Origin of the sequence: Variovorax sp. CCNWLW225 (genome assembly GCF_037204045.1) — a bacterium.
In the GTDB taxonomy this organism is placed as follows: Bacteria; Pseudomonadota; Gammaproteobacteria; order Burkholderiales; family Burkholderiaceae_C; genus Variovorax.
This window is the reverse complement of record NZ_JBBCBV010000007.1, coordinates 33806-53940: the sequence shown is the minus strand read 5'-3', so window position 1 is coordinate 53940 and position 20135 is coordinate 33806. Positions and strand designations below refer to the sequence as shown.

At 65.0% G+C, this 20135-nt stretch carries 20 protein-coding genes and 1 pseudogene; 10 read left to right on the top strand and 11 right to left on the bottom strand.

The window, feature by feature from the left end; genetic code table 11:
- Positions 1-34 precede the first annotated feature (34 nt).
- The 3 genes from V9L20_RS14250 to V9L20_RS14240 are packed head-to-tail and all read left to right on the top strand — an operon-like array spanning position 35 to position 3053.
- On the top strand, positions 35-973 hold the full coding sequence (locus tag V9L20_RS14250; protein ID WP_337297098.1) for a DedA family protein/thiosulfate sulfurtransferase GlpE: 939 nt from the start codon (positions 35-37) through the stop codon (positions 971-973).
- A gap of 60 nt (positions 974-1033) precedes the next feature.
- On the top strand, positions 1034-2398 hold the full coding sequence (locus V9L20_RS14245) for a cache domain-containing protein (RefSeq protein WP_337297097.1): 1365 nt from the start codon (positions 1034-1036) through the stop codon (positions 2396-2398).
- Between the two features lie 13 nt (positions 2399-2411).
- Positions 2412-3053, top strand: a complete 642-nt coding sequence (locus V9L20_RS14240) for a response regulator transcription factor (protein WP_337297096.1) — start codon at positions 2412-2414, stop codon at positions 3051-3053.
- A gap of 13 nt (positions 3054-3066) precedes the next feature.
- Here V9L20_RS14240 and V9L20_RS14235 read toward each other — a convergent pair whose 3' ends face one another.
- The 5 genes from V9L20_RS14235 to V9L20_RS14215 form a co-directional block, all read right to left on the bottom strand.
- Positions 3067-4194: a sensor histidine kinase gene (locus V9L20_RS14235; RefSeq protein ID WP_337297095.1), complete on the bottom strand. Its 1128-nt coding sequence runs from the start codon at positions 4192-4194 to the stop codon at positions 3067-3069.
- 88 nt (positions 4195-4282) lie between these two features.
- A complete protein-coding gene (locus tag V9L20_RS14230) occupies positions 4283-6667 on the bottom strand; it encodes a DNA polymerase II (protein ID WP_337297094.1) in 2385 nt (794 codons plus the stop codon).
- A 14-nt stretch (positions 6668-6681) separates the two neighbouring features.
- On the bottom strand, positions 6682-7335 hold the full coding sequence (locus tag V9L20_RS14225; protein ID WP_337297093.1) for an alpha/beta fold hydrolase: 654 nt from the start codon (positions 7333-7335) through the stop codon (positions 6682-6684).
- A 158-nt stretch (positions 7336-7493) separates the two neighbouring features.
- Positions 7494-7748 carry a DUF7661 family protein gene (locus V9L20_RS14220; protein ID WP_337297092.1) on the bottom strand — a complete coding sequence of 85 codons (255 nt, stop codon included), beginning with the start codon at positions 7746-7748 and terminating at the stop codon, positions 7494-7496.
- A 47-nt stretch (positions 7749-7795) separates the two neighbouring features.
- On the bottom strand, positions 7796-8692 hold the full coding sequence (locus tag V9L20_RS14215; RefSeq protein WP_443098588.1) for a LysR substrate-binding domain-containing protein: 897 nt from the start codon (positions 8690-8692) through the stop codon (positions 7796-7798).
- Positions 8693-8795: 103 nt separating this feature from the next.
- On the opposite strand from V9L20_RS14215, the gene V9L20_RS14210 reads away from it, so the two are divergent.
- The 3 genes and pseudogenes from V9L20_RS14210 to V9L20_RS14200 form a co-directional block, all read left to right on the top strand.
- A complete protein-coding gene (locus tag V9L20_RS14210) occupies positions 8796-9962 on the top strand; it encodes a mandelate racemase/muconate lactonizing enzyme family protein (protein WP_337297090.1) in 1167 nt (388 codons plus the stop codon).
- Positions 9963-9992: 30 nt separating this feature from the next.
- A complete protein-coding gene (locus tag V9L20_RS14205; RefSeq protein WP_337297089.1) occupies positions 9993-10970 on the top strand; it encodes a tripartite tricarboxylate transporter substrate-binding protein in 978 nt (325 codons plus the stop codon).
- Between the two features lie 16 nt (positions 10971-10986).
- Positions 10987-11724: pseudogene (locus tag V9L20_RS14200) on the top strand (NADPH-dependent F420 reductase); the annotation flags it as partial.
- 1 nt (position 11725) lies between these two features.
- On the opposite strand, the gene V9L20_RS14195 reads toward V9L20_RS14200, so the two are convergent.
- Positions 11726-12934 (bottom strand): L-dopachrome tautomerase-related protein, encoded by a 1209-nt coding sequence (locus tag V9L20_RS14195; RefSeq protein ID WP_337297088.1) that lies wholly within the window; start codon positions 12932-12934, stop codon positions 11726-11728.
- Between the two features lie 15 nt (positions 12935-12949).
- On the bottom strand, positions 12950-13744 hold the full coding sequence (locus V9L20_RS14190) for an SDR family NAD(P)-dependent oxidoreductase (RefSeq protein WP_337297087.1): 795 nt from the start codon (positions 13742-13744) through the stop codon (positions 12950-12952).
- Between the two features lie 130 nt (positions 13745-13874).
- Between V9L20_RS14190 and V9L20_RS14185 the strand changes: the two genes are divergently transcribed.
- Positions 13875-14777 (top strand): LysR family transcriptional regulator, encoded by a 903-nt coding sequence (locus V9L20_RS14185; RefSeq protein WP_337297086.1) that lies wholly within the window; start codon positions 13875-13877, stop codon positions 14775-14777.
- Between the two features lie 18 nt (positions 14778-14795).
- Here the strand turns inward: V9L20_RS14185 and V9L20_RS14180 are convergent, their stop codons facing one another.
- Entirely contained in the window at positions 14796-15809 is a 1014-nt protein-coding gene (locus tag V9L20_RS14180; RefSeq protein ID WP_337297085.1) for a Bug family tripartite tricarboxylate transporter substrate binding protein, read from the bottom strand.
- Between the two features lie 49 nt (positions 15810-15858).
- Positions 15859-16347, bottom strand: a complete 489-nt coding sequence (locus tag V9L20_RS14175) for a DUF3237 domain-containing protein (RefSeq protein ID WP_258501907.1) — start codon at positions 16345-16347, stop codon at positions 15859-15861.
- A 71-nt stretch (positions 16348-16418) separates the two neighbouring features.
- Here V9L20_RS14175 and V9L20_RS14170 point away from each other — a divergent pair, with 71 nt between their 5' ends.
- Positions 16419-17216, top strand: a complete 798-nt coding sequence (locus tag V9L20_RS14170) for a helix-turn-helix transcriptional regulator (protein WP_443098584.1) — start codon at positions 16419-16421, stop codon at positions 17214-17216.
- Between the two features lie 21 nt (positions 17217-17237).
- On the opposite strand, the gene V9L20_RS14165 is transcribed toward V9L20_RS14170, so the two are convergent.
- Together V9L20_RS14165 and V9L20_RS14160 are read right to left on the bottom strand one after the other, a co-directional pair.
- Entirely contained in the window at positions 17238-18065 is an 828-nt protein-coding gene (locus tag V9L20_RS14165) for a helix-turn-helix transcriptional regulator (protein WP_337297084.1), read from the bottom strand.
- 18 nt (positions 18066-18083) lie between these two features.
- Positions 18084-18482 carry a VOC family protein gene (locus V9L20_RS14160; RefSeq protein ID WP_337297083.1) on the bottom strand — a complete coding sequence of 133 codons (399 nt, stop codon included), beginning with the start codon at positions 18480-18482 and terminating at the stop codon, positions 18084-18086.
- A gap of 170 nt (positions 18483-18652) precedes the next feature.
- Here V9L20_RS14160 and V9L20_RS14155 point away from each other — a divergent pair, with 170 nt between their 5' ends.
- Positions 18653-19282, top strand: coding sequence for a DUF938 domain-containing protein (locus tag V9L20_RS14155; protein ID WP_337297082.1), 630 nt, complete (start codon positions 18653-18655; stop codon positions 19280-19282).
- A 57-nt stretch (positions 19283-19339) separates the two neighbouring features.
- Entirely contained in the window at positions 19340-20134 is a 795-nt protein-coding gene (locus V9L20_RS14150) for an SDR family NAD(P)-dependent oxidoreductase (RefSeq protein WP_337297081.1), read from the top strand.
- The last annotated feature ends 1 nt before the right edge of the window (position 20135 follow it).

Below are 20135 nucleotides of genomic sequence, written 5' to 3'. Positions count from 1 at the left end.
CTGAACGAGTGAACCCCCACCTCGCGCTGCTGCCATGGCACAACTGATGTCGCTGCTGGTGCAGAACGCGATCGCGATCGTCTTCGCGGCGAGCTTTGCCGCGCGCCTCGGCTTGCCCGTGCCTGCCGCAGCCGTGCTGGTGGTTTCGGGCGCGTTGCTGGCGGCTGGCAATGTCTCGGTGGTGGGCGTGGTGGTGGCTGCGGTGCTTGCCAACCTGCTGGGCGACGGCGCGTGGTTCTATGCCGGGCGGCGTTTTGGCTACCGCTTCATGCGCCTTCTGTGCCGCATCTCGCTGTCGCCCGACTCATGCGTGCGGCGCGGCGAATCGCTCATCGGCCGGTGGGGCGGCCTCTCGCTGGTGGCCGCCAAGTTCGTGCCCGGCGTCTCGGTGGTGGCGCCGCCGATGGCCGGTGCGCTGGGCATGTCGGTGTGGCGCTTCATCGGGTTCGATATTGGCGCCGCACTCATCTGGACCGGCGTTTTCCTCGGGCTCGGCTGGGCTTTTCGCGACCAGATCCAGGAGGTGCTGGCCATGCTCGCGCAGGCCGGCGGCATTGCGACGCTTGCGCTTGTGGTTGTGCTGGCCGTGATGCTGGTTGTGCGCTACTGGCGCCGCCGCGCATTCATGCGGCTTACCGGCATGCCGCGCATCACCGTGGACGAGCTGCACGAGCTGCTGGCCGGCGAGGCACCGCCGCTGGTCATCGATGTGCGTGGAGAGGCCGGCCTGCAGGTCGACCCGCGCCGCATTCCGGGTGCGCTTTCATACACGCTCAAGGCGCTGCAGCAGCGGCATGGAGAGCTGCCGCTGGTGGGCGGGCGTGACGTTGTGCTTTACTGCAATTGCCCCAACGAGGTGTCGGCCGCCCAGGCTGCGCGCGTGCTGCTGGCCCGCGGCGCACGCCGCGCACTGCCGCTCACAGGCGGGCTCGACGCATGGGTAGCCTCGGGTCGGCCCACCAGCCTGCACTGATCGGTCCAGCCGCGTCATCGGGCAGGACAGGACCCGCCCCGGTGGTAGTCTTGCCCTCCGATGAACCTCCGCACCAAGATCGTCGCGCTGGCCGTTGCACCGCTGCTCATCGCGCTGGTGCTGGTTGCCCTGGCGGTGCGCCACCAGGAGCACGACCTGGCGCGGCGCGAGCGCGCGCTCATCGAAAAAAGCTACATGGACCAGCGGCGCAGCGAACTGCGCAGCTATGTCGACCTGGCCGTGAGCATCGTGCGGCCGCTGTACGACGCCGGCCTGGACGACGAAGAAACCCGCAACGAAGCCCTGCGCCGCCTGGCCGCGCTCGACTACGGCGATGACGGCTACTTCTTCGTCTACGACATGCAGGGCCGCTCCCTCATGCATTCGCGCCAGCCCGACCTCGTGGGCAAGAACCTCTGGGACCTGCGCGACTCCCGCGGCCGCTTCACCATACAAGACCTGATTGCGGGCGCGCGCGCGGGCGGCGGCTATGTCGAGTACGAATGGCGCAAGCCCTCCAGCGAGCAGATGGCGCCCAAGCTCGGCTACGTCACCGCGTTGCCGCGCTGGAACTGGATGGTCGGCACCGGCCTGTACCTCGACGACATCGAAACCACCATGCAGGCGCTCGACCGGCAGATGAGCGCCAACGTCACCACCACGCTGCTCTGGATTGCCGGCATTGCCGCGCTGTGCCTGGGCGTGGTGAGCGCCACCGGCCTGCTGCTCAACCTCAGCGAACACCGCGTGGCCGAGGCCAAGCTGCGGCTGCTCGCGCGGCGCGTGGTTCAGTCGCAAGAAGAAGAGCGCGGCCACCTGGCGCGCGAGCTGCACGACGGCACCAGCCAGACGCTGGTGTCCGCCAAGCTGCTCATCGAATCCGCCGTGGATGCACTCGACCGCGAAAGCCAGGCGTCACCGCCCGCACTGACCAAGGCGCTGCAAAGGCTCAATGATTCGCTGCTCGAAGTGCGGCGCATTTCGCACCGGCTGCGCCCGGCGCTGCTCGACACCCTTGGCCTGCCCGCCGCGCTCCAACGCCTGGGTGACGAGTTTGCGGAAGAGGGCGCCATCGATGCGTCGATCATGATCGAAGGCGAGGCCTTCGAGCTCTCGCAAGAAGCCAAGACCGCGCTCTTCCGCGTCACGCAAGAGGCGCTGACCAATGTGCGCAAGCACGCAAAGGCGAACCGCGTGCACATTGCCCTCGGTTTCTCGGACGAAGACGGCGTGCGGCTCGAGATCGGCGACGACGGCGATGGCTTCGACGTAGACGCCATGCAGCTCGACCCGCGCCGCGGCATCGGCCTGCGCAACATGCGCGAACGCATGGAGTCGATCGGCGGGCGCCTCAGCGTGCGGTCTGGCGAAGGCGGAACAACCATCGTGGCCGAAGTGCCGACCCAGAGCGCCAAGCCTGAATAGCCGGACCCCTGCGATGAAAGACGCCGCCCGAACCATCCGCCTCTTTCTGGTCGACGACCACCCGCTGGTGCGCGACGGCCTGCGCGCGCGGCTCGGCTCCATGCCCAACCTCGAGATCGTCGGCGAGGCGGGCAGTGCAGCCGAGGCGCTTTCGCTTGTCGAAGAACTGCGCCCCGACCTGCTGCTGATGGATGTCGGCATGAAGGACATGAACGGCATCGACCTGGCCGCGCTCGTGCTGCAACGCCAGCCCGCGCCGCACGTGGTGATGCTCAGCATGTACGACAACCCCGAGTACGTGCAGAAGGCCTTGCAGGTGGGCGCGCGCGGCTACGTGCTGAAAGACGCGCCCGCCGCCGAAATCGTCGCCGCCATAGAGGCCGTGTCGGCTGGCGGCACCTTCCTGAGCCCGGCCGTTTCAAAAAAGCTGTTCCGCAACCAAGCACCCAAGCCGCTGCTCACGCCGCGCGAGAGCGAAATACTCACGGCGCTGGGCAGGGGTGAATCCAGCAAGCAGATTGCGCGCGACCTCGGGCTGAGCGTTCGCACGGTGGAAGCGCACCGGCAGAGCATCAAACGGCGGCTGGGGATCGAGGGGCAGGCTGAGCTGATCAAGTATGCGGTGGAGCATGCAAGGGAGTTTGGGGGCGGGTGAGCCGCTGGGCCTCTTACGCTGCCGGTAATGCGTTCACCTCGACTCGGGGCAGTTCCAGCTCGAAGGTCGTGGTGGCCGCGGAGCTCACGCATCGCACCTGGCCACCATGTGCAACAGCGATCTGCTGCACGATGAAGAGCCCAAGCCCGAGATTTGTTCGATTGCCGGAGGCGTCGGCTGCGGAACCTCGCTCAAGGGCCTTGAACAACTTGGGAATTTCGGCGGAAGGAATCTCCTGACCCGTATTCGCCACCTTCAGCAAGACGGCACCCACGCCGCCGGTCAAAGTCACCGAAATGGGCCCGGCGTCGCCGTAGGTCGCCGCGTTGTTGACCAGGTTCCCCAATGCTTCGCGCACGGCTGAGGCGTCGAACAAGCCCTCTGTATCCGCTCCTGCCGAAAAATCGATGTGCGCGTCGGGAAGCGCAGCGCGCAACAGTTCGACTTCTGCGGCACATTGTTCGCCCAGGTTGGTGTGCTCCCGGTGAATCTTCATGCCTCCACCCAACGCTGACCTGTTGTACTGCAGCAAAGTGTCCAGGAGCGAGGCCATTCGCCGTCCGCTGCGTATCAGCACACCCACTTCGGACATCGGCGATTCTTTTGTCTTTCTCGAAATGAGCTCCGCGGTGAGAAGAATCGCATTCAGGGGGCCGCGCAAGTCATGCCCCAGTACACCCAGGAATACGTTCCTGAGCTGATCGGTTTCCTCGGAAAAGAACTCGACGGACTCCGCCACGGCCTGGTCGATGGCTTCGTTGAACCGGATGACGTCGACCACAGAAACCGCAACAGGCTCCTTTTCTGCCCACAGCCTGAGCACACCCGCTCTGAGGGCGCGGTACTCGGCGACGAGCTGGGTCATTTGAAGGCCGCTTCTCGCTCTTTGGCGCCCATGCGTTTGAGCAGCGGAATCTTCGGTACCCGAAAGGGCCGCCCCTTGGCCCAGGGACTTGGCATGCGCTTCGTTGGACGACTGGCTGTTCTCGAGGTCGAGCACGATCGCCTCGAGGATCTTCGGGATGTGATCCCTGAGGGTCAGCTCCGATTCATGTGCAAGGGGCGCCAGCGTACGCGCGTACCGTGCCGCCTCGGCGACGATCGTCTCGCTATGGATGTTGATGAATTCAGCCAGACGCATAGGTGCCTTCGAGAGCAGTGACAAGGTAGATGACCGAAAGCGAGGAGACCGTGCCGCATTCTGCCTGCATTCGCCGCTTCGATCTCGGCTAGAAAAGCCCGCGCTGCGAAGTCGTCAAGGCCATGAAGCTCTCTCCGATGGGCTGGAGAATGGCGTCGGCAATCGGCTGGAGCTGCCTGGTCAGGTAATGTTCGTAGTCGATGTGCGAATGGCGGGTTTCCAGCGGCTCCGGCCCGTTCCTGGTCATGACGTATTGGATCCAGCCGCCTTTCTGATACTGCTTGGGCCGGCCGATGCGGCCATTGTGTTCGTCGGCAATGCGAGCGGCTCGCACCTGCGGCGGCACGTTGACCAGATAGGCGTCGAGCCGATGGCGCAGGCGCTTGCGGTAGATGAGCAGGTCGTCCTTGGCGCCGGCCAGTGTCGACCTCGCATAGTCGGTCACGAATTCCTTGTAGGGCGCGCCCTGAAAAATGCGTGAAAGCAGGCCCTCCTGGAACTGCCGCGCCAGCGGGGTCCAGTCGCTGCGCGCCATCTCCAGGCCGCGGTACACCATCTCCTCCTTGCCGGTGGCATCGACACTCAGGCCCGCGTAGCGCTTCTTGCTGCCGACCTCCGAGCCGCGAATGGTGGGCATGAAGAACTTCTTGTAGTGAGTGTCCACCTCGATCTCCAGAAAACTCTCCAGGCCCTGCCCGTCGCGAAGGGTGCGCGTCCACCAGTCGTTGATGTCGGCCGCCAGGCTTGCCGCGACGGCGTGCGCCTCCTCGTTGGTGTGGGTGCGCTTGAGCCAGATGAAGATGGAGTCGGTATCGCCATAGATGGCCTCGTAGCCCCGCCTCTCCACGAACTCGCGCGTGAGCTTCATCATCTCGTGTCCGCGCAGGGTGACGGCGGACACCAGATCGGGGTTGAAGAACCGGCACTCGGCCGCGCCCAGCACGCCGGCAAAGGAGTTCATGAGCAGCTTCAGCGCTTGCGACAGCGGCTCGTTCTTCGTCCGCTTGGCCTCGTCCCGGGCGCGCCAGAGCGTGGTCACGATCTCGGGCAGGCAGTGCCTGTCCCGCGAAAAGACTGTCCCCTTCGGACCCCTGATGCACACGGCCGGGTCGCTGGCATTCGTTCCCTCGACAAGGCCCACCGGATCGACCAGGAAGGTCCGGATGATGGAAGGGTAGAGGCTCTTGTAGTCCAGCACCACGACGGAGTCGTAGAAGCCCGGCTTGGAGTCCATCACGTACCCGCCCGGATAGGCCTTGCTCGCAATTTCGCCCACATTCGGCGCCACGTAGCCCAGGCGGTGCATCCGCGGCATGTAGTGGTGGCTGAACGCTGCAATGGAGCCGCCGAAGTGGTCGGCTTGAAGGCCGGTGGTCTGGGCCCGCTCCATCACGAACTGCAGCAGCTTGGCCTTGTCGAAGATCCGCAGGACCAGCTCGCAGTCCCGGATGTTGTAGAGCGCGAGCGCGGGCTTGTCTTCCTGGTAGCGCCGCTCGATCTCCGCCATCTTGTCGTACTCATCGCCGATGGCCTTGCCTTCACCGAGCAGCGCTTGCGAGACGGTCTCCAGGCTGAAGGACGGAAAGCTCCACACCGCGGCCTTGAGCGCGTCGATGCCGTCGATGATGACCCGGCCCGATGTAGGCGCGAACAGGTAGCCCTGCTTGCCCGGATGGGTCCGCCATTCGATCGGGCGGCCCTCCCGCCCCAGCAGGAACTGCACGCCGCAGTCGTTGGCCGTCTTCTGCAGCACGCGCAGGTCGAACTGGATGACGTTCCAGCCGATGATGACGTCAGGGTCATTCCGCTCGAACCAGTCGTTGAGCTTTTCGATCATGGCCTTGCGGGACGCGCAATAGATCAGCGAAAAGGCCATGGGTTCGTCAGACCCGGCTGCCGGCGCTGGCGGCGGCTCGCCCAGCATGAAGACGACGCGCTCCGGCGTGCCGTCCAGCGCGATGGAATAGAGCGCTTCGTCTTGGCTCGTCTCAATGTCCAGCGACACGACCTTCAGCACGGGACGGTACTCGGGCGCGGGCTTGAGCTTGCAGTCGACGATGGTGGCGCGCTCTACCCGCCCGCCTTCCACCCGCACGCCGGCGGTGATGAAGCGTTCCATCAGGTAGCGGTCGTGCGGGCGCACGTCGGCCTCGAGCAAGGAAATGCCCTGGGCCTGCAGGGCGCGCGCCAACCGGCCAAGCTGGCGGAAGTGCTTCGCATACACACCGAGGACAGGTTCCTGATGGAACGTCTTCAGTTCAAGCTCACGCAACTGCACGTCCGGCATGGCCGTGAGGTGGGCTTCCACCGCTCCCCGATGCCGATTGGCGACGAACGCGACGCTGCGGCGCGAGGTCAGCAACACTTTCCTCGGCCCCGCATCGGTTGCCAGCCAGTACTCGATCTCTGTACCGGCGGGCGCGTCACGCCAGTGGCGGGTAAGGATGAAGCCCTGGAGTTCGGTTGATGTCACGAGAGCTCGGCTTCCTATACGTACTCCAGGAGGATTCTCGCGAAAGGCTCTGGGGCAAGCCGCGGAATATCGTGTGCGCAGTCCAGACGATGCGTAGCCCATTCGGCGTCCAGCCGCAGACGTTCGTACAGCTCGATGAACGGACTCCCTTCCCAGCCGAACGCGGCAACGAAGGCTTTGCTTCGGACATTGCGCCACGCGCCCGTCAACTTGATCGCCTGCAGAAAGGTCGCGATGGGGTGCGAGCGGCATCGCCTGTCAAGATGAGCCGAAGGCGCACAGCTCAAGCCATCCGCCGCCACGCCCGCAATGAAACGCTCCCGATAATTCTGGGTGGTGAGCGACCAAACCGACGCGCCGTTGTCCGGCACATAGGCATCGGCGTAAACGATCGCTTCTACGCGCGACGGCTCCTTGTCGGCCGCACCCGTGATGACCATTCCTCCATACGAATGACCGACAAGAATGGCCTGCGTATCGTGCCCCCGAATCGCCTGAACCACCTCGTCGATGTGACGTTCGAGATTGACCCCGTTCGCAGGCTCATCGCTAAGGCCGGAGAGCGTGAGCGCCTGCACTTCGTGGCCTTCGCTCGAGAGCACCTTGCTCACATCGTCGAAGGCCCATGCCCCGTGCCAACCTCCCGGCACCAAAACGAATCTTGCCATCTGATTTTGTCCTCTCGAATGAGGCGGCGGAGCCAGCGTTGAGCCATCGGACCGCAGCACGTTCAACACGCGCCATTGTCGTTTGGAGATAGCGTTCGCGCATCGCTCGGCGGCCCTTCCGCATAGGCGGTTGCGGCCTTCGGAATCTTGCCGTTCACCTATTGTCGGCGACGAGTCTCTATGGGTTCTTGACCTCGGGGCTCGATCTCGAAGACATCGCCGTTCGTGGGCGTCGCAGACTCATGGTAGATGTCGTAGAGATACTGCGCCAGCTCGGCGTGAGGCACATCGGACGGAATCGCGAGTCCTGCTGGCCGACGCTTGCCATCGTCTCCTGAAAGGTGAGCGGCCCATGCGTTGCCGACTCGCTCGATGGCAATGATTCGCCCGAAAACGTTGAAGCGGTATCGCATAGAGCATCCATTCTCAACAACCTTGGTCAACGACCACTAGTGGCTGCTCACCTGATCGCAGCACTCCAGAATTCATTCGCCGCCTTCCCCAGGAGCTCGCTGTCCCGATAGAGCCTGATCTCCAGCGGTACGGCCCACTCGCTGCTCGCTGCGGCGACAAGGCGCCCTTGGCCGATGTCTTCTTCCACGAGGGTCTGCGGCAGCCATGCGATGCCCCTGCCGTCCAGCGCCATCGTCCTGAGCACCGAGGCCAGGTGGGCCGTGAAAACGACTTGGACATTGAGCGACTCCAGCCGCGGTCTCACCAAGGCGCGCATGATGCGCCCCAGCCCCGATTCCTCGCTGTACAAGAGCACCGGCACGGCCGATGCGCCTTTGCGCGAAAGCTGATGCAGCGGCTTGCCGGAGCCATCGGGTGCGGACACTGCAATCAGCATGTCCCCACCGATCCGGGCTGATTCGTATGTGTCTGCATCGAGCGCGCCATGCGCATCGGGATGTGCGTGGCTCAGAACGAACTGAACCTTGCTTTGCAGCATCAGCGATTCGCAACGCTGAAGCACGTCGGACATGAGTTGCACCGGCCCGAGCGTGATGCTCGACTCGAGGCTTCGAATCCATCGCGGCAGGAAGGTCATGGAAAGCGCATGCGTGCACGCGATGCGCAGGGTCACCGAACTGGCCTCCGCAATCTTCCTCGCGTCACCCGGTACGCGGGCCACCCTCGCGCTCAATTCCTGCGCCACGCCGGCAAACCACTCGCCCACTTCGGTGAGCGTGGCGGGCTGCGTGCTGCGGTCGAACAGGTCGGCGCCGATCCACTCTTCCAGCGCGCGAATGCGGCGGCTGAATGCGGGCTGGGAGCTATGGCGTTCATCGGCTGCGCGCGAGAAGTTGCCTGTTGCCGCCAACGCCAGGAAGTCGTCAAGCCAGATCAGGTTCATGTCCGGTTCGTCCAGCGCATAGAAGTTGAGAAATTGAACATTGGCCGAAAAAGGCGGCGCGGCCGACCATTCAGTCTCCCACTCACCCGTTCTGGAGACAACCGTGAAGATCGTCGAAATCCGCGAGAAGACCATCCCCATCAGCTCGCCCATTCGCAACGCCTACATCGACTTTAGCAAGATGACGCTGAGCCTTGTCGCAGTGATCACCGACGTGATCCGCGATGGCAAGCCGGTCGTCGGCTACGGCTTCAACTCCAACGGCCGCTATGGCCAGGGCAAGCTGATGCGCGAGCGGTTCATCCCGCGCATCATGGAAGCGAACCCGTCGTCTCTCGTCGACGAGAGCGGCAACAACCTCGATCCGCACAAGATCTGGAGCGCGATGTTCACCAATGAGAAGCCGGGCGGCCATGGCGAGCGCTCGGTGGCCATCGGCACCATCGACATGGCGGTGTGGGACGCGGTGGCCAAGATCGAAGGCAAGCCGCTGTTCCAGTTGCTGGCCGACCGCTACGGCGACGGCAAGCCCAACCGCAAGATCTTCGTCTACGCAGCAGGAGGCTACTACTACCCGGGGCAAGACCACGGAAAGCTGAAGGACGAGATGCGCAGCTACATCGACCGTGGCTACACGGTCGTGAAGAAGAAGATCGGCGGAGCCTCGCTCGACGAAGACCTGCGCCGCATCGACTCGATCATGGAAGTGCTGCAGGACGGCCAGAAGCTCTGCGTCGACGCCAACGGCCGCTTCGACCTGGAAACCGCGATTGCCTATGCCAAGGCCCTGTCGCAGTACGACCTGTTCTGGTACGAGGAGCCGGGCGACCCGTTGGACTTCGAACTGCAAGCTGCCTTGCGCAATTTCTACAAGAACCCGATGGCCACGGGGGAAGACCTTTTCTCGATGCAGGATGCGCGCAACCTGATCCGCTACGGCGGCATGCGCCCGGACCGCGATTGGCTGCAGTTCGACTGCGCGCTCAGCTACGGCCTGGTCGAGTACCTGCGCACGCTGGAGATGTTGAAGGAACATGGCTGGTCGGCAAGCCGCTGCATCCCGCACGGCGGTCACCAGATGTCGCTGAACATTGCGGCCGGCCTTGGCCTTGGCGGCAACGAGTCGTATCCTGACCTTTTTCAGCCGTTCGGCGGGTTCCCGGATGGCGTGAAGGTCGAGAACAGCTTTGTGACCCTGCCTGACTTGCCGGGAATCGGCTTCGAAGGCAAGGCCGATCTGTACCGGGAGATGCAAGCGCTTTCAGCCTGAAGCAAATAACCCACCCAAGGAGACAACACCATGAAAAGCATTTGGCGCTACGCCGCCGGCCTCGGCCTGTTCGCTTCGGCTGCGTTGGCCTCCGCAGAGTTTCCGGACAAGCCCGTCACGCTGGTGGTCCCGTTCGCGGCCGGCGGCCCGAGCGACAAGATCGCCCGTGACCTGGCCGAGGCACTGCGCAAGCCGCTCGGCCAGACCGTGGTCGTCGAAAACGCTGCCGGTGCGGGCGGCACCATCGGCTCGGCCAAGGTGGCGCGCGCCACCCCGGACGGCTACACGCTGCTGGTGCATCACATCGGCATGGCAACAGCGCCCGCGCTGTATCGCAAGCTCTCTTACAAGGTGCCCGATGACTTCGAAATGCTGGGTGTGATCAACGAAGCGCCTTCGGTGGTGATCGGCAAGCCGACCCTGGAAGCCAACAGCTTCGCGGACCTGCTCAAGTGGATTGCCGCGAACGGCGGAAAGGTCAACCTGGCCCATGCAGGCTTGGGCTCTGCATCGCACCTCTGCGGCTTGATGTTCCAAAGCGCCTTGAAGACCACCATGACGGCCGTGCCCTACAAGGGAACCGCGCCAGCCATGACGGACCTTATTGGCGGGCAGGTCGATCTCATGTGCGAGCAGGCCACCAACGCCGTTCCGCAGATCGAGGGCAAGAAGGTCAAGGTCTACGGCGTGACAAGCCTCAAGCGCCTGCCACTGCCGTCGCTCAAGGACACCGCCACGCTGTCGGAGTCCGGCCTCAAGGACTTCGACGTGCAGGTCTGGCACGGCTTGTATGCGCCCAAGGGAACGCCGCCCGCGGTGCTGGAGAAGCTGAACGCGGCACTTCGCGTCGCCTTGAAGGACGCGGAACTCATCAAGCGTGAAGAGGCGCTGGGCCTTACCGTGGTGAATGACGAGCGCCTGGCCCCGGCCGGCCACAGGAAATTCGTCGAAGCTGAGAAGGCCCGCTGGGCGAAAGTGATCAAGGACGCCGGCGAATACGCCGACTGAGTGCGAGGAGAGAAAGAGCGTGAAGATCGGAATCATCGGCGCCGGCAATATCGGCGCGTGCCTCGCCCGCAAGCTCGCCGCCAGCGGCCATGACGTGAGGCTTGCCAACTCGAAGGGGCCGCAAACCATTCGGGACCTCGCCGCCGAAGTCGGTGCCACGCCGGTGACCAAGGAAAAGGCGGTGGCCGACGCCGAGGTCGTCATCCTTGCGATTCCGTTTGCAAGTCATCGGGACCTCGCGAACCTGTTCGAGAGCGTGGCGCAGGAGGCCGTGGTCATCGATACCTCCAACTACTATCCAACCCGCGATGGCGCAATTGCCGAGGTGGACGGCGGAAAGCCTGAAAGCACATGGAGCCAGGAACAGATCGGACGTCCCGTGGTGAAGGCATGGAACGCCGTTCTGGCCGCGACCTTGGAAGCAGGGGGACGGCCTGCAGGTACGCCCGGTCGTCTCGCGATTCCCGTGGCTGGAGACGATGCGACGGCAACGGCGACAGCCCGGCAGCTGGTCGATCAAACAGGGTTCGACGCGCTGGACGCCGGGGGCCTCCAGGACTCCTGGCGCCAGCAGCCGGGAACGCCCGCATACTGCACCGAGTTGACGATCGGTGAGTTGAAGCTGGCGGTCGAAGCAGCGAAAAGGGAGCGCGCGCCCCGCAATCGGGATGCCTTGATGAAGGAGTTTGCATCGGCAGGCGGCGCGCTGACGCACGCGCAAATCGTGGCGCGAAACCGGAGTGCTACCGCATAGATCAGCGCGGCCGTGCCATCTTCCCGTCGATCCGCAAGCGCCACAGCTCATATCGCTCCTCTCCGCTTTTGACCGCTCCCGCAAAATGATCGTTCAAGGCACTCGAGGTGAAGACCAGGTCGCCATCCGGATGGATTGCGGCGGTGTCGGGCCAGCGCACGCCTTCATCGGACGCGATCAGCGACATCGACTTTGTGCGAGGGTCGTACTTCACGATGCCGTTGCGCGTAACGTCCGTGATGTAGAGCCCGCCCGCCGAATCCGTCGCGATTCCGTCGGTGTTGCCGCCTACGCTGCCTAGATCGCGGGTCGCCGTGGCAATCTGGTCGTCGCTCGCACCGGCCTTGCGCAGAATCGCCGTCGGAAGCGCACGGGCGCGCGTCCCTGTCGTCACTGTCCAGTAGAGCGTGCGGGCATCGGGCGACAGCGCAATGCCGTTGATGCCGAGCAGCAGCGGGTTGCCCGGCCAAATCTCCGCACCATGAGCAACCACCTTCACGCCGGGCTCGACCTGCAGGTTCGGGTTCCTGTCCAGCACGCGCCGCGCCTTGCCTGAGGCGAAGTCCACCACGATCAAGCCCACCATGTTGTTCGGTGCGCGGCGCATGCCGCTGTCGGAGATATAGGCCACGCGGCGCTGTTCGTCGACTGCAATGTCGTTGAGAAAGCTGCCCTTGCGGTCGGCCGCGCCGTCCAGCCCGATGCGCTTCACCGTGCGGCCTGACTTCAGGTCGAGCACAAGCACCTTCTGGGCGTCCGGCGGTGCTTCGGATTCGCCCGCCACAAAGCCCAGGTCGAGCGCCCACAGCCATCCGTTCTTGCGGTCGACGTGAAAGCCCAGCACATTGCGCAAGCTCTGGTCCGGCGCGCCTTTCACGGCGTTGCCCTCTTTCGACGGAAATGCCGTCAGTCGCGCTGGCCCGGTTTGCACGCGGGTGTCCAGCTTGCTGAGGGTTGCCGGTGCGTCGGCAGACACCAGCCGCGGCGTGCTGACGTAGGCGGCGCCTTGTGCATCGAAATGCAAGCCCGCAATGGGTGCGTTGACCGACGATTCGAAAGGCGCCGGATCGGCGCCGTCCTTCGGCGCCTCCCAGCTCACGCCGGCGTAGCTGCGCCAGCGTTCGAGGGGCGCGGTGTCGGTGGCAGAGGCCGCGGTGGACGCGGTGGAAAGTGCGAGGGCGGCGGCCAGCACAACGAGCGGAGACGACATGGTGCAATCTCCGGTTCAGAGAATGGAGCGGAAGGAGCCGCCCTCGACGCGCACCGCGGCGCCGTTGGACGCTGCGCCCAACGGGCTGGCCAGCAGCGCCACCATGGCCGCTATTTCGTCGGCCTCGATCATCCGGGCGATGAGCGAGCTGGGCCGGTAGGCCTGGAAGAAGTGCGCTTCGATCTGCGCGTCGGTCATGCCGGCGCGCGGCGCCGTCTGCCGCAGGTACTCCACGATGCCTTCGGAGCGGGTGGCCGCAGGCAGCACGCTGTTGACGGTGACGCCGGTGCCCTTGGTCAACTCGGCCAAGCCGCGCGACACCGCAAGCTGCGCCGACTTGCTGACGCCGTAGTGCACCATGTCCGGCGGGGTGAATGCGCCGACCTCGCTCGACATGAAGATCACCCGGCCCCAGTTCTTCTGCAGCATGCGCGGGAAGTAATGGCGCGACAGGCGCACACCCGACATCACATTGACCTCGATCATGCGCAGCCAGTCTTCGTCGGTAATTTCGGCGAAGGGCTTGGCTTCGTAGTAGCCGAGGTTGTTCACCAGGATGTCCGCGTCCGGCTGCGCTTCGATCAGCCGGGCCGCGCCCTCTGCGCTGCTCTGGTCGGCGACCACGGCGGTTACCCGGCTGCCCGGCGCCGCGGCTGCAATCCGCTGCACTGCGGCGTCCAGCTTGTCGCCGCCGCGCCCGGTAATGGTGACCGACACGCCTTCGCGCGCAAGCGTGGTCGCAATGGCCAGGCCGATGCCGGCCGTTGCGCCGGTGACGATGGCGGTCTTGCCGCTGAGTTGCAGATCCATGATGCAGGTGTTCCTTGATGGCTTGTTTCAGAGGCTCGGGCCGTGGCCCAAGTCAGGGTTCGACTGTATTGATGGCTGAACAGGCGATAAACTGGCCTCAAAGGAAAACATTTGTTCTTCAGGAGTCAAGATGGGGCGGCGATTCGATCACCTGGGAGATGTGGAAACCTTCGTCACAGTGGTCGAGAAGGGCTCCATGACGGCCGCTGCCGTGGCGCTCGCCACCACGCCGTCGGTGCTCAGCCGCGCCATTACCCGGCTCGAAGCGCGGCTTGGTGTGCAGCTGCTGCGCCGCACGACGCGGCGCCTGGGCCTGACCGAAGAAGGGCGCACCTACCTCGAGCAGTCGCGCGCGGCTTTCGCGCTGATCGACGATGCCGAGCGGGCGATGCAGGGCCCTGGCGACGCGCTGGCGGGCAGCGTGCGCCTGAGCGTGCCGACCACCTACGGCCATCATCGGCTGCCGGCGCTGCTGCTGAGTTTTTCCGCGCGGCATCCGCAAGTGCGCGTCGAACTGAACATCACCAATCGCAACGTAGACCTGGTGGCCGAGGGCTACGACCTCGCGATCCGGCTGGGCCAGTTGCCCGACAGCGGCATGGTCGCCCGCAAGCTCGAAGACGCGCCAATGTGCCTGCTCGCGGCGCCGGCCTACATCGAACGCGCGGGCGCGCCGGGCAGCGTGGCCGAACTCGCGCACCACAGCTGCCTGCCTTTCGTGATGCCGAGCACCGGCCGTGTGTCGCCCTGGCTGCTGCGTGAGGATGGACGCGACCTCGACTGGCTGCCGCACGGCAGCCTGCAGGTGTCGGACGATGTGATGGGTGTGGTTTCGCTGGCCCTGAACGGCCTGGGCATCTGCCAGACCTATGACTTCATCGCACGCGAGCTCGTGGCTCAGGGCCGTGCGGTCGAGGTGCTGGCGCAGTCACGCGGGCGCACACGGCCGTTCTCGGTGATCTATGCACCGCACCGCCGGCTCTCGTCCGCGTCGCGTGCGCTGATCGATTTTCTGGCCGAAAAGCAAACGTGATGCGAGCCTCCTCCGGGCTCAATCCGCCTTGAAGCCTGTCGCGGCGACCACCTTGCCCCAGCTTGCCGTGTCCGCCGCGATCACGCGGGCGAACTCCTGCGACGTGGTGCCCGTGACGCTGAAGCCCGCATCCTCCAGTTTCGCCTTGCCTTCGGCTGACTGGACGGCCTTGCGGATGTCCGTCTCCAGCCGGGCGACGATCTCGGGCGGCGTTCTGGCCGGCGCGACGACGCCGAACCATGAGTTGAAAGCCAGCTGCGGAAAACCTTGCTCGCTGAAGGTCGGAACGTCGGGCAGGCTGGCGCTGCGTGTATCGCCGCTGGAGGCCAGCGCGATCAGCTTGCCGGCCTTCACGTTGGCTGCCGACAGGCCCACGCTCGCGAAGGCACCCGACACATCGCCGCTGAACAGGCCGCCCAGCGCATCGCCCGTGGTCTTGTAGTGCACCGGCTCCGGCTTGATGCCGATGGCGTCGCCGAAGAGAAACGCGCCGAAGTGGCCCGGCGTGCCTGCGCCGAATGTGCCCATGAACAGTCCCTTCTGCCCGCGGCTCCATTCCACGAACTGCTTCACGTCACGCGCCGGCACCTTGGCAGGGTTGACCACCAGCATGAAGTTGGAGGTAACCACCTGGCTCACGGGCACGAAGTCTTTCTTCGGGTCGTAGGAGAGCTTGCTGTAGCTGCTGGGTGCAATGGCCAGCTGGCCGGTTTCTCCGAGCATGAGCGTGTAGCCGTCGGGCTGCGCACGCGCCACCTCAGAAGCGGCGATCAGCCCGCCGGCGCCCGGCTTGTTGTCGACGATGACGCCGAGATTTCCCCATCCCTCGGACAGCTTCTGGGCCAGCAGCCGCGCCACGATGTCCGGACCGCTGCCGGCCGGAAAGCCGACGACAAGGCGCACCGGCCGCTGGGGATAAGCGGCTGTCTGGGCGAGCGCCTGCGACGCCCACGACATCCCTGCGAGCCCGATCAGCGTGGTGGCGGCGATGAGCGCGCGGCGGCGCGCGCCCGTGGAAAGGGCGGTGGTCATTCAGGTCTCCTGTCGGTGTTGAAATAGGGAGGCGGGTCGGCGCGTGGGATTACTGCAGCACGAAAAAGCGCATGACGACCTGGGCCGGGTGGCGCACGCCGACCCCGACGAACATCCGCTCGGTGATCCAGCGCAGCGACTCGCTGCGCGTTTCGAACGAGGGCGCACAACGGAAATAGACCTGCGCCGGGTCGACAGGGTCGCCACGCAGCAGTTGCGCCATGACCTCGGCCGGTGCCGTGCGCATCGCGCGGTTGCGCACGTAGATGCGGTCGCCCGCATCCGTCTCCAGGCCGTAGCGCGCGTCCAGTTCCGAGACCGTGTCGCTCGCGATGCGCTGAAAATCGGCGCCGCCTGGCAGCACGCGTCCGGTCCAGCCCTCACCCTTGGCATGGCCACCCAGAATGGGCACCACGCGGCGCAGCCCCTGGGCGCCCTCGCTGAGCACCATCGGCTCGCCGACGTCGACGGATATGTCGGCAAACCAGGTGAGCCGCGGCGCGGCAAGCGGATCGTCTTGCTGAGGGATGGGAGCCATGCCCTAGCGTAAGTCCGGTGGCCGGGCAGCGCTGTCATCCTGGAAGATGACGGGATTCCCCGTATTGCCCCATGCGCACCTGGATTCCTGATTTGTCCGCCGAACCTGTCGGAGCGCCGCTGCTGCAGCGCCTGCCGATGGTGGTGCCCGCGGTGGGCGAACCGGGGTTCGGGGCCTGCCTTCTGGAGGCCATGGCCTCGGCATTGCCGGTGGGCTCGTTCTCGGTCTACCGCACCGGCTCGCGGCCGGCGATCTTTCTGAGCGGCAGCCGGGGCATGCCCGACACCACGCGGGACTGTTGGCGCGCCTACCTCTCGGGCCCCATCCGAAGCGACCGCACCTTGCGCGAAACGAGTGCGCCGCAACTGCGCGTGTGCCATATCACCGCGCCGGAAGTGCCCGCCGAACATCGTGCCAAGGTGTATGAAGCCCATGGCGTGGTGGAACGCGTGTCCGTGGTCGAGGAGGAGCCTGCGGCGTGCGACGATGCGCTGTTTGCAGTCAACTTCTATCGGCATACCCATCAGCGTCCGCTCAGCGATGCGCAGCTGGCCGACTTCGGCATTGCCGGGCGCCTGCTCATGGCCCTGGCCCGAAAGCACATCGCCCTGACACGCGTCGACGTGGCCGACGAACTCAGGGCGCGGCTGCTGGCCCGTTGTCCGGCCCTCACGACGCAGGAGTTGAACGTGTGCCTTCGGCTGCTGCGCGGCATGACCCAGGAGGGCATCGCATCAGATATGGGCCTGGCGCTGCCAACGGTCAAGACCTATCGCAACCGGGCTTTCAACAGACTCGGAATCCACTTTCGCAGCGAGCTGTTCGCGCTCATGCTGCCCGAGCGCGGGGCAGGCAAAGCCGGGGTTTGACCGCGTGCTTGTTGTTCGCGTTCAGGTCCTGCGATGGCCGCGAACCGCCGTCGGGGCAAATCCAAACCGTGCGCGGAACCTTACCGAAAATCGCGACGCCGAATCGTAGCCGACGCTCGATGCGATTCGGGTGACCGCATGGTCGGTCGATTGGAGCAACGTCATGGCGAACGACATGCGTGCATCGGTCAATACCGACGCGAAGGTCGCTCCCTCCGTACTCAGTCTTCGCCTGAGCGTTGCTTCGCTCATGGCAAGCCGAGCGGCCACCGAGGCCATCGTCCACGGCTCTGAAAGCGAGCCGGCGAACAAGCTGCGCAGCCTTGCCACCATCGTTGTTGCGCCTTGCGGGGCCGCGAGCGCGATGTCGAACAAGGACAGCCACACCAACACCTCCGCCATCCGGTGCCTTGCAATCTCGGCGGGAACCTGGGAAGCGTTGGAGGACACCGCTTCGATGGCGCGGTCGACGGAATCGTGGAACTCCCGCCCGGCGCCCCGGAGCACGGCCGCCTGGCGCAGGGGCCGCGCTTCGCGGCAACCCTGCTCGAAAGCTTCGATGATCGCCTTGTCCCAAAGGAGCCAGCGTGCTTCGAAAAGACCTTGTGCCGACAGCTGGTTGAACACGTCGAAGGTCTGGCCGCCGGCCAGCACAATGGCTTCGCCGCCTTGCAGGCTCCAGCGGCGCTGGCCGGACTGGAGCGTCTTCTTGCCGTGCCGCAGCAGTATGAGGGCAGGGCTGTCGAGCGCCAGCTGGCTGATTCGGAGCGTGCTGTGCTGAACGACATTGGCCGTCGTGCCGATCTCCGGGCGCGAGACCAGGGACCTTACCGAGACGTGCTTCGTCACGACCAGCGGTGATGAAGGCTAGGAACGCACCCGGTGAATGGCACACAGCTTGTTGCCATCGGGGTCGCGCACGTAGGCGAGGTAATAGCGGCCCAACGCCTCGTCACGCAAACCCGGCGGATCTTCGATCGATACGCCGCCATGCGCCACCGCAGTGTCATGAAACTCTTTCACCAGCTCGGGGCTCGCGCATTTGAACGCGATGGTGCCTCCGTTCGCACACGTGGCAGGCTGGTTGTCGATGGGCTCGCTGATCCCCAGCGTACTTCCGTCGTGCCGGTAGAACAGGCGAACATGGCCGGTTGCCGCAACGTTGCGGACAGGCCCGTTCTCCGCGCCGACCACGCGAAGAACCGCATCGTAGAAGCGTTGAGAGCGCTCGATGTCGTTGCTGCCGATCATGATGTGATTGAACATTGGTATCTCCTTTTCTGCTTTTTGGACAATTTGACAAGGAAGCGAGTTTAGGCACGCATTGAGGGCGCTCATAGCTCAAAGTCGCTCAAATTCAGTGCCGATCCGCTCACATCGTCGAGCGGACCTCGTCCTGATACCCTCCAGATCATTCCATCCGCGCCGATTCCAGAATGCCCGATTTACCCCACAGCCCAGCTGCCGACCGCAACAAGCAGCCCATCCTCGAGGCATTGACACGCATCCTCGGCGAGCGTGGCGCCGCGCTGGAAATCGCATCCGGCACAGGCCAGCATGCCGCCTGGTTTGCAGCGGCAATGCCCCGATGGACATGGCAGCCTACCGACGCAGACGCCCGCATGCTCCCCGCTCTTGAGGCGCGCGTCGAAGAAGCCGCACTGCCCAATCTCAGGCCGCCGCTCCTGCTCGACGTAACGGCGCCGCAGTGGCCCTCGCAAGGCGCTGCGTTCGGCCAAGGCGAAGAAGAAACGAAGTTCGACGCGATCTACTGCGCCAACATGCTGCACATCGCACCGTGGGCCGCATGCGTCGCGCTGATGCACGGGGCCGCGCGGCACCTGCTTCCCGGCGGGGTGTTGATCACTTACGGGCCTTACTTTGAAGAAGACGCCGTGCCCGCACCAAGCAACCTCGCCTTCGATGAAGACCTGCGTTCACGCAATTCCGCCTGGGGCATTCGCCGCCTGAAAGATGTGGCGGCAGAAGCGCGCGCAGCGGGCCTCTCATTGCGTGAACGCCAGGCGATGCCTGCGAACAACCTGCTGTTGGTGTTCGGCCGCTGACTAGCCCGCGGGGCGCACAATTCCGCCTGCACCACTCCGCTCACCGTAGAAACTTCCATGACTGATCTCTCCGCTTCGTCTCGCGTCGCTGTCGTCACCGGAGGTGCACGCGGCATCGGCCTGGCCATCGGCCGCTGGTTTCTGGCACATGGCTACAACGTCGCGCTGCTCGACATCGATGCCTCCACGCTCGATCAGGCGGTGGCCGATCTGGCTCAACCCGAGAGGGTGCTCGGCTTGCACTGCGACGTCTCGAAACCGCCGCAGGTCGCCAGCGCCGCCAAGGCCGTCGTCGAGCGCTTCGGCCATGTCGATGCGCTGGTCAACAACGCAGGCGTGGCGGTGTTCAAGCCGGTGCTCCAGACTTCGTTCGAAGAGTGGCGCACAGTGCTCGGCACCAACCTCGACGGCGCTTTTCTGTGCACGCAGGCTTTCGGTGCGCTGATGGTGGCGCGCGGGCGTGGCGCGGTGGTCAATGTCGCTTCCATTTCCGGCCTGCGCGCGAGCACGCTGCGCGTGGCGTATGGCACCAGCAAGGCGGCGCTCATCCACCTGACCAAGCAGCATGCGGTCGAACTCGGCAACGCCGGCGTGCGCGTGAACGTGATCGCGCCGGGGCCGGTCGAAACCGAAATGGCCAAGCTCGTGCACACCGTGGCAATCCGCTCCGACTACTACGACACCATCCCGCTGGGCCGCTACGGCACGACGGAAGAGATGGCCAACACGGTGGGCTTTCTGTGCAGCGACGAGGCCAGCTTCATCAACGGCCAGGTGCTTGCGGTAGACGGCGGCTTCGATGCCGCCGGCGTGGGCTTGCCCACCTTGCGCAAGGGCGCGCCCACGTCCTGAT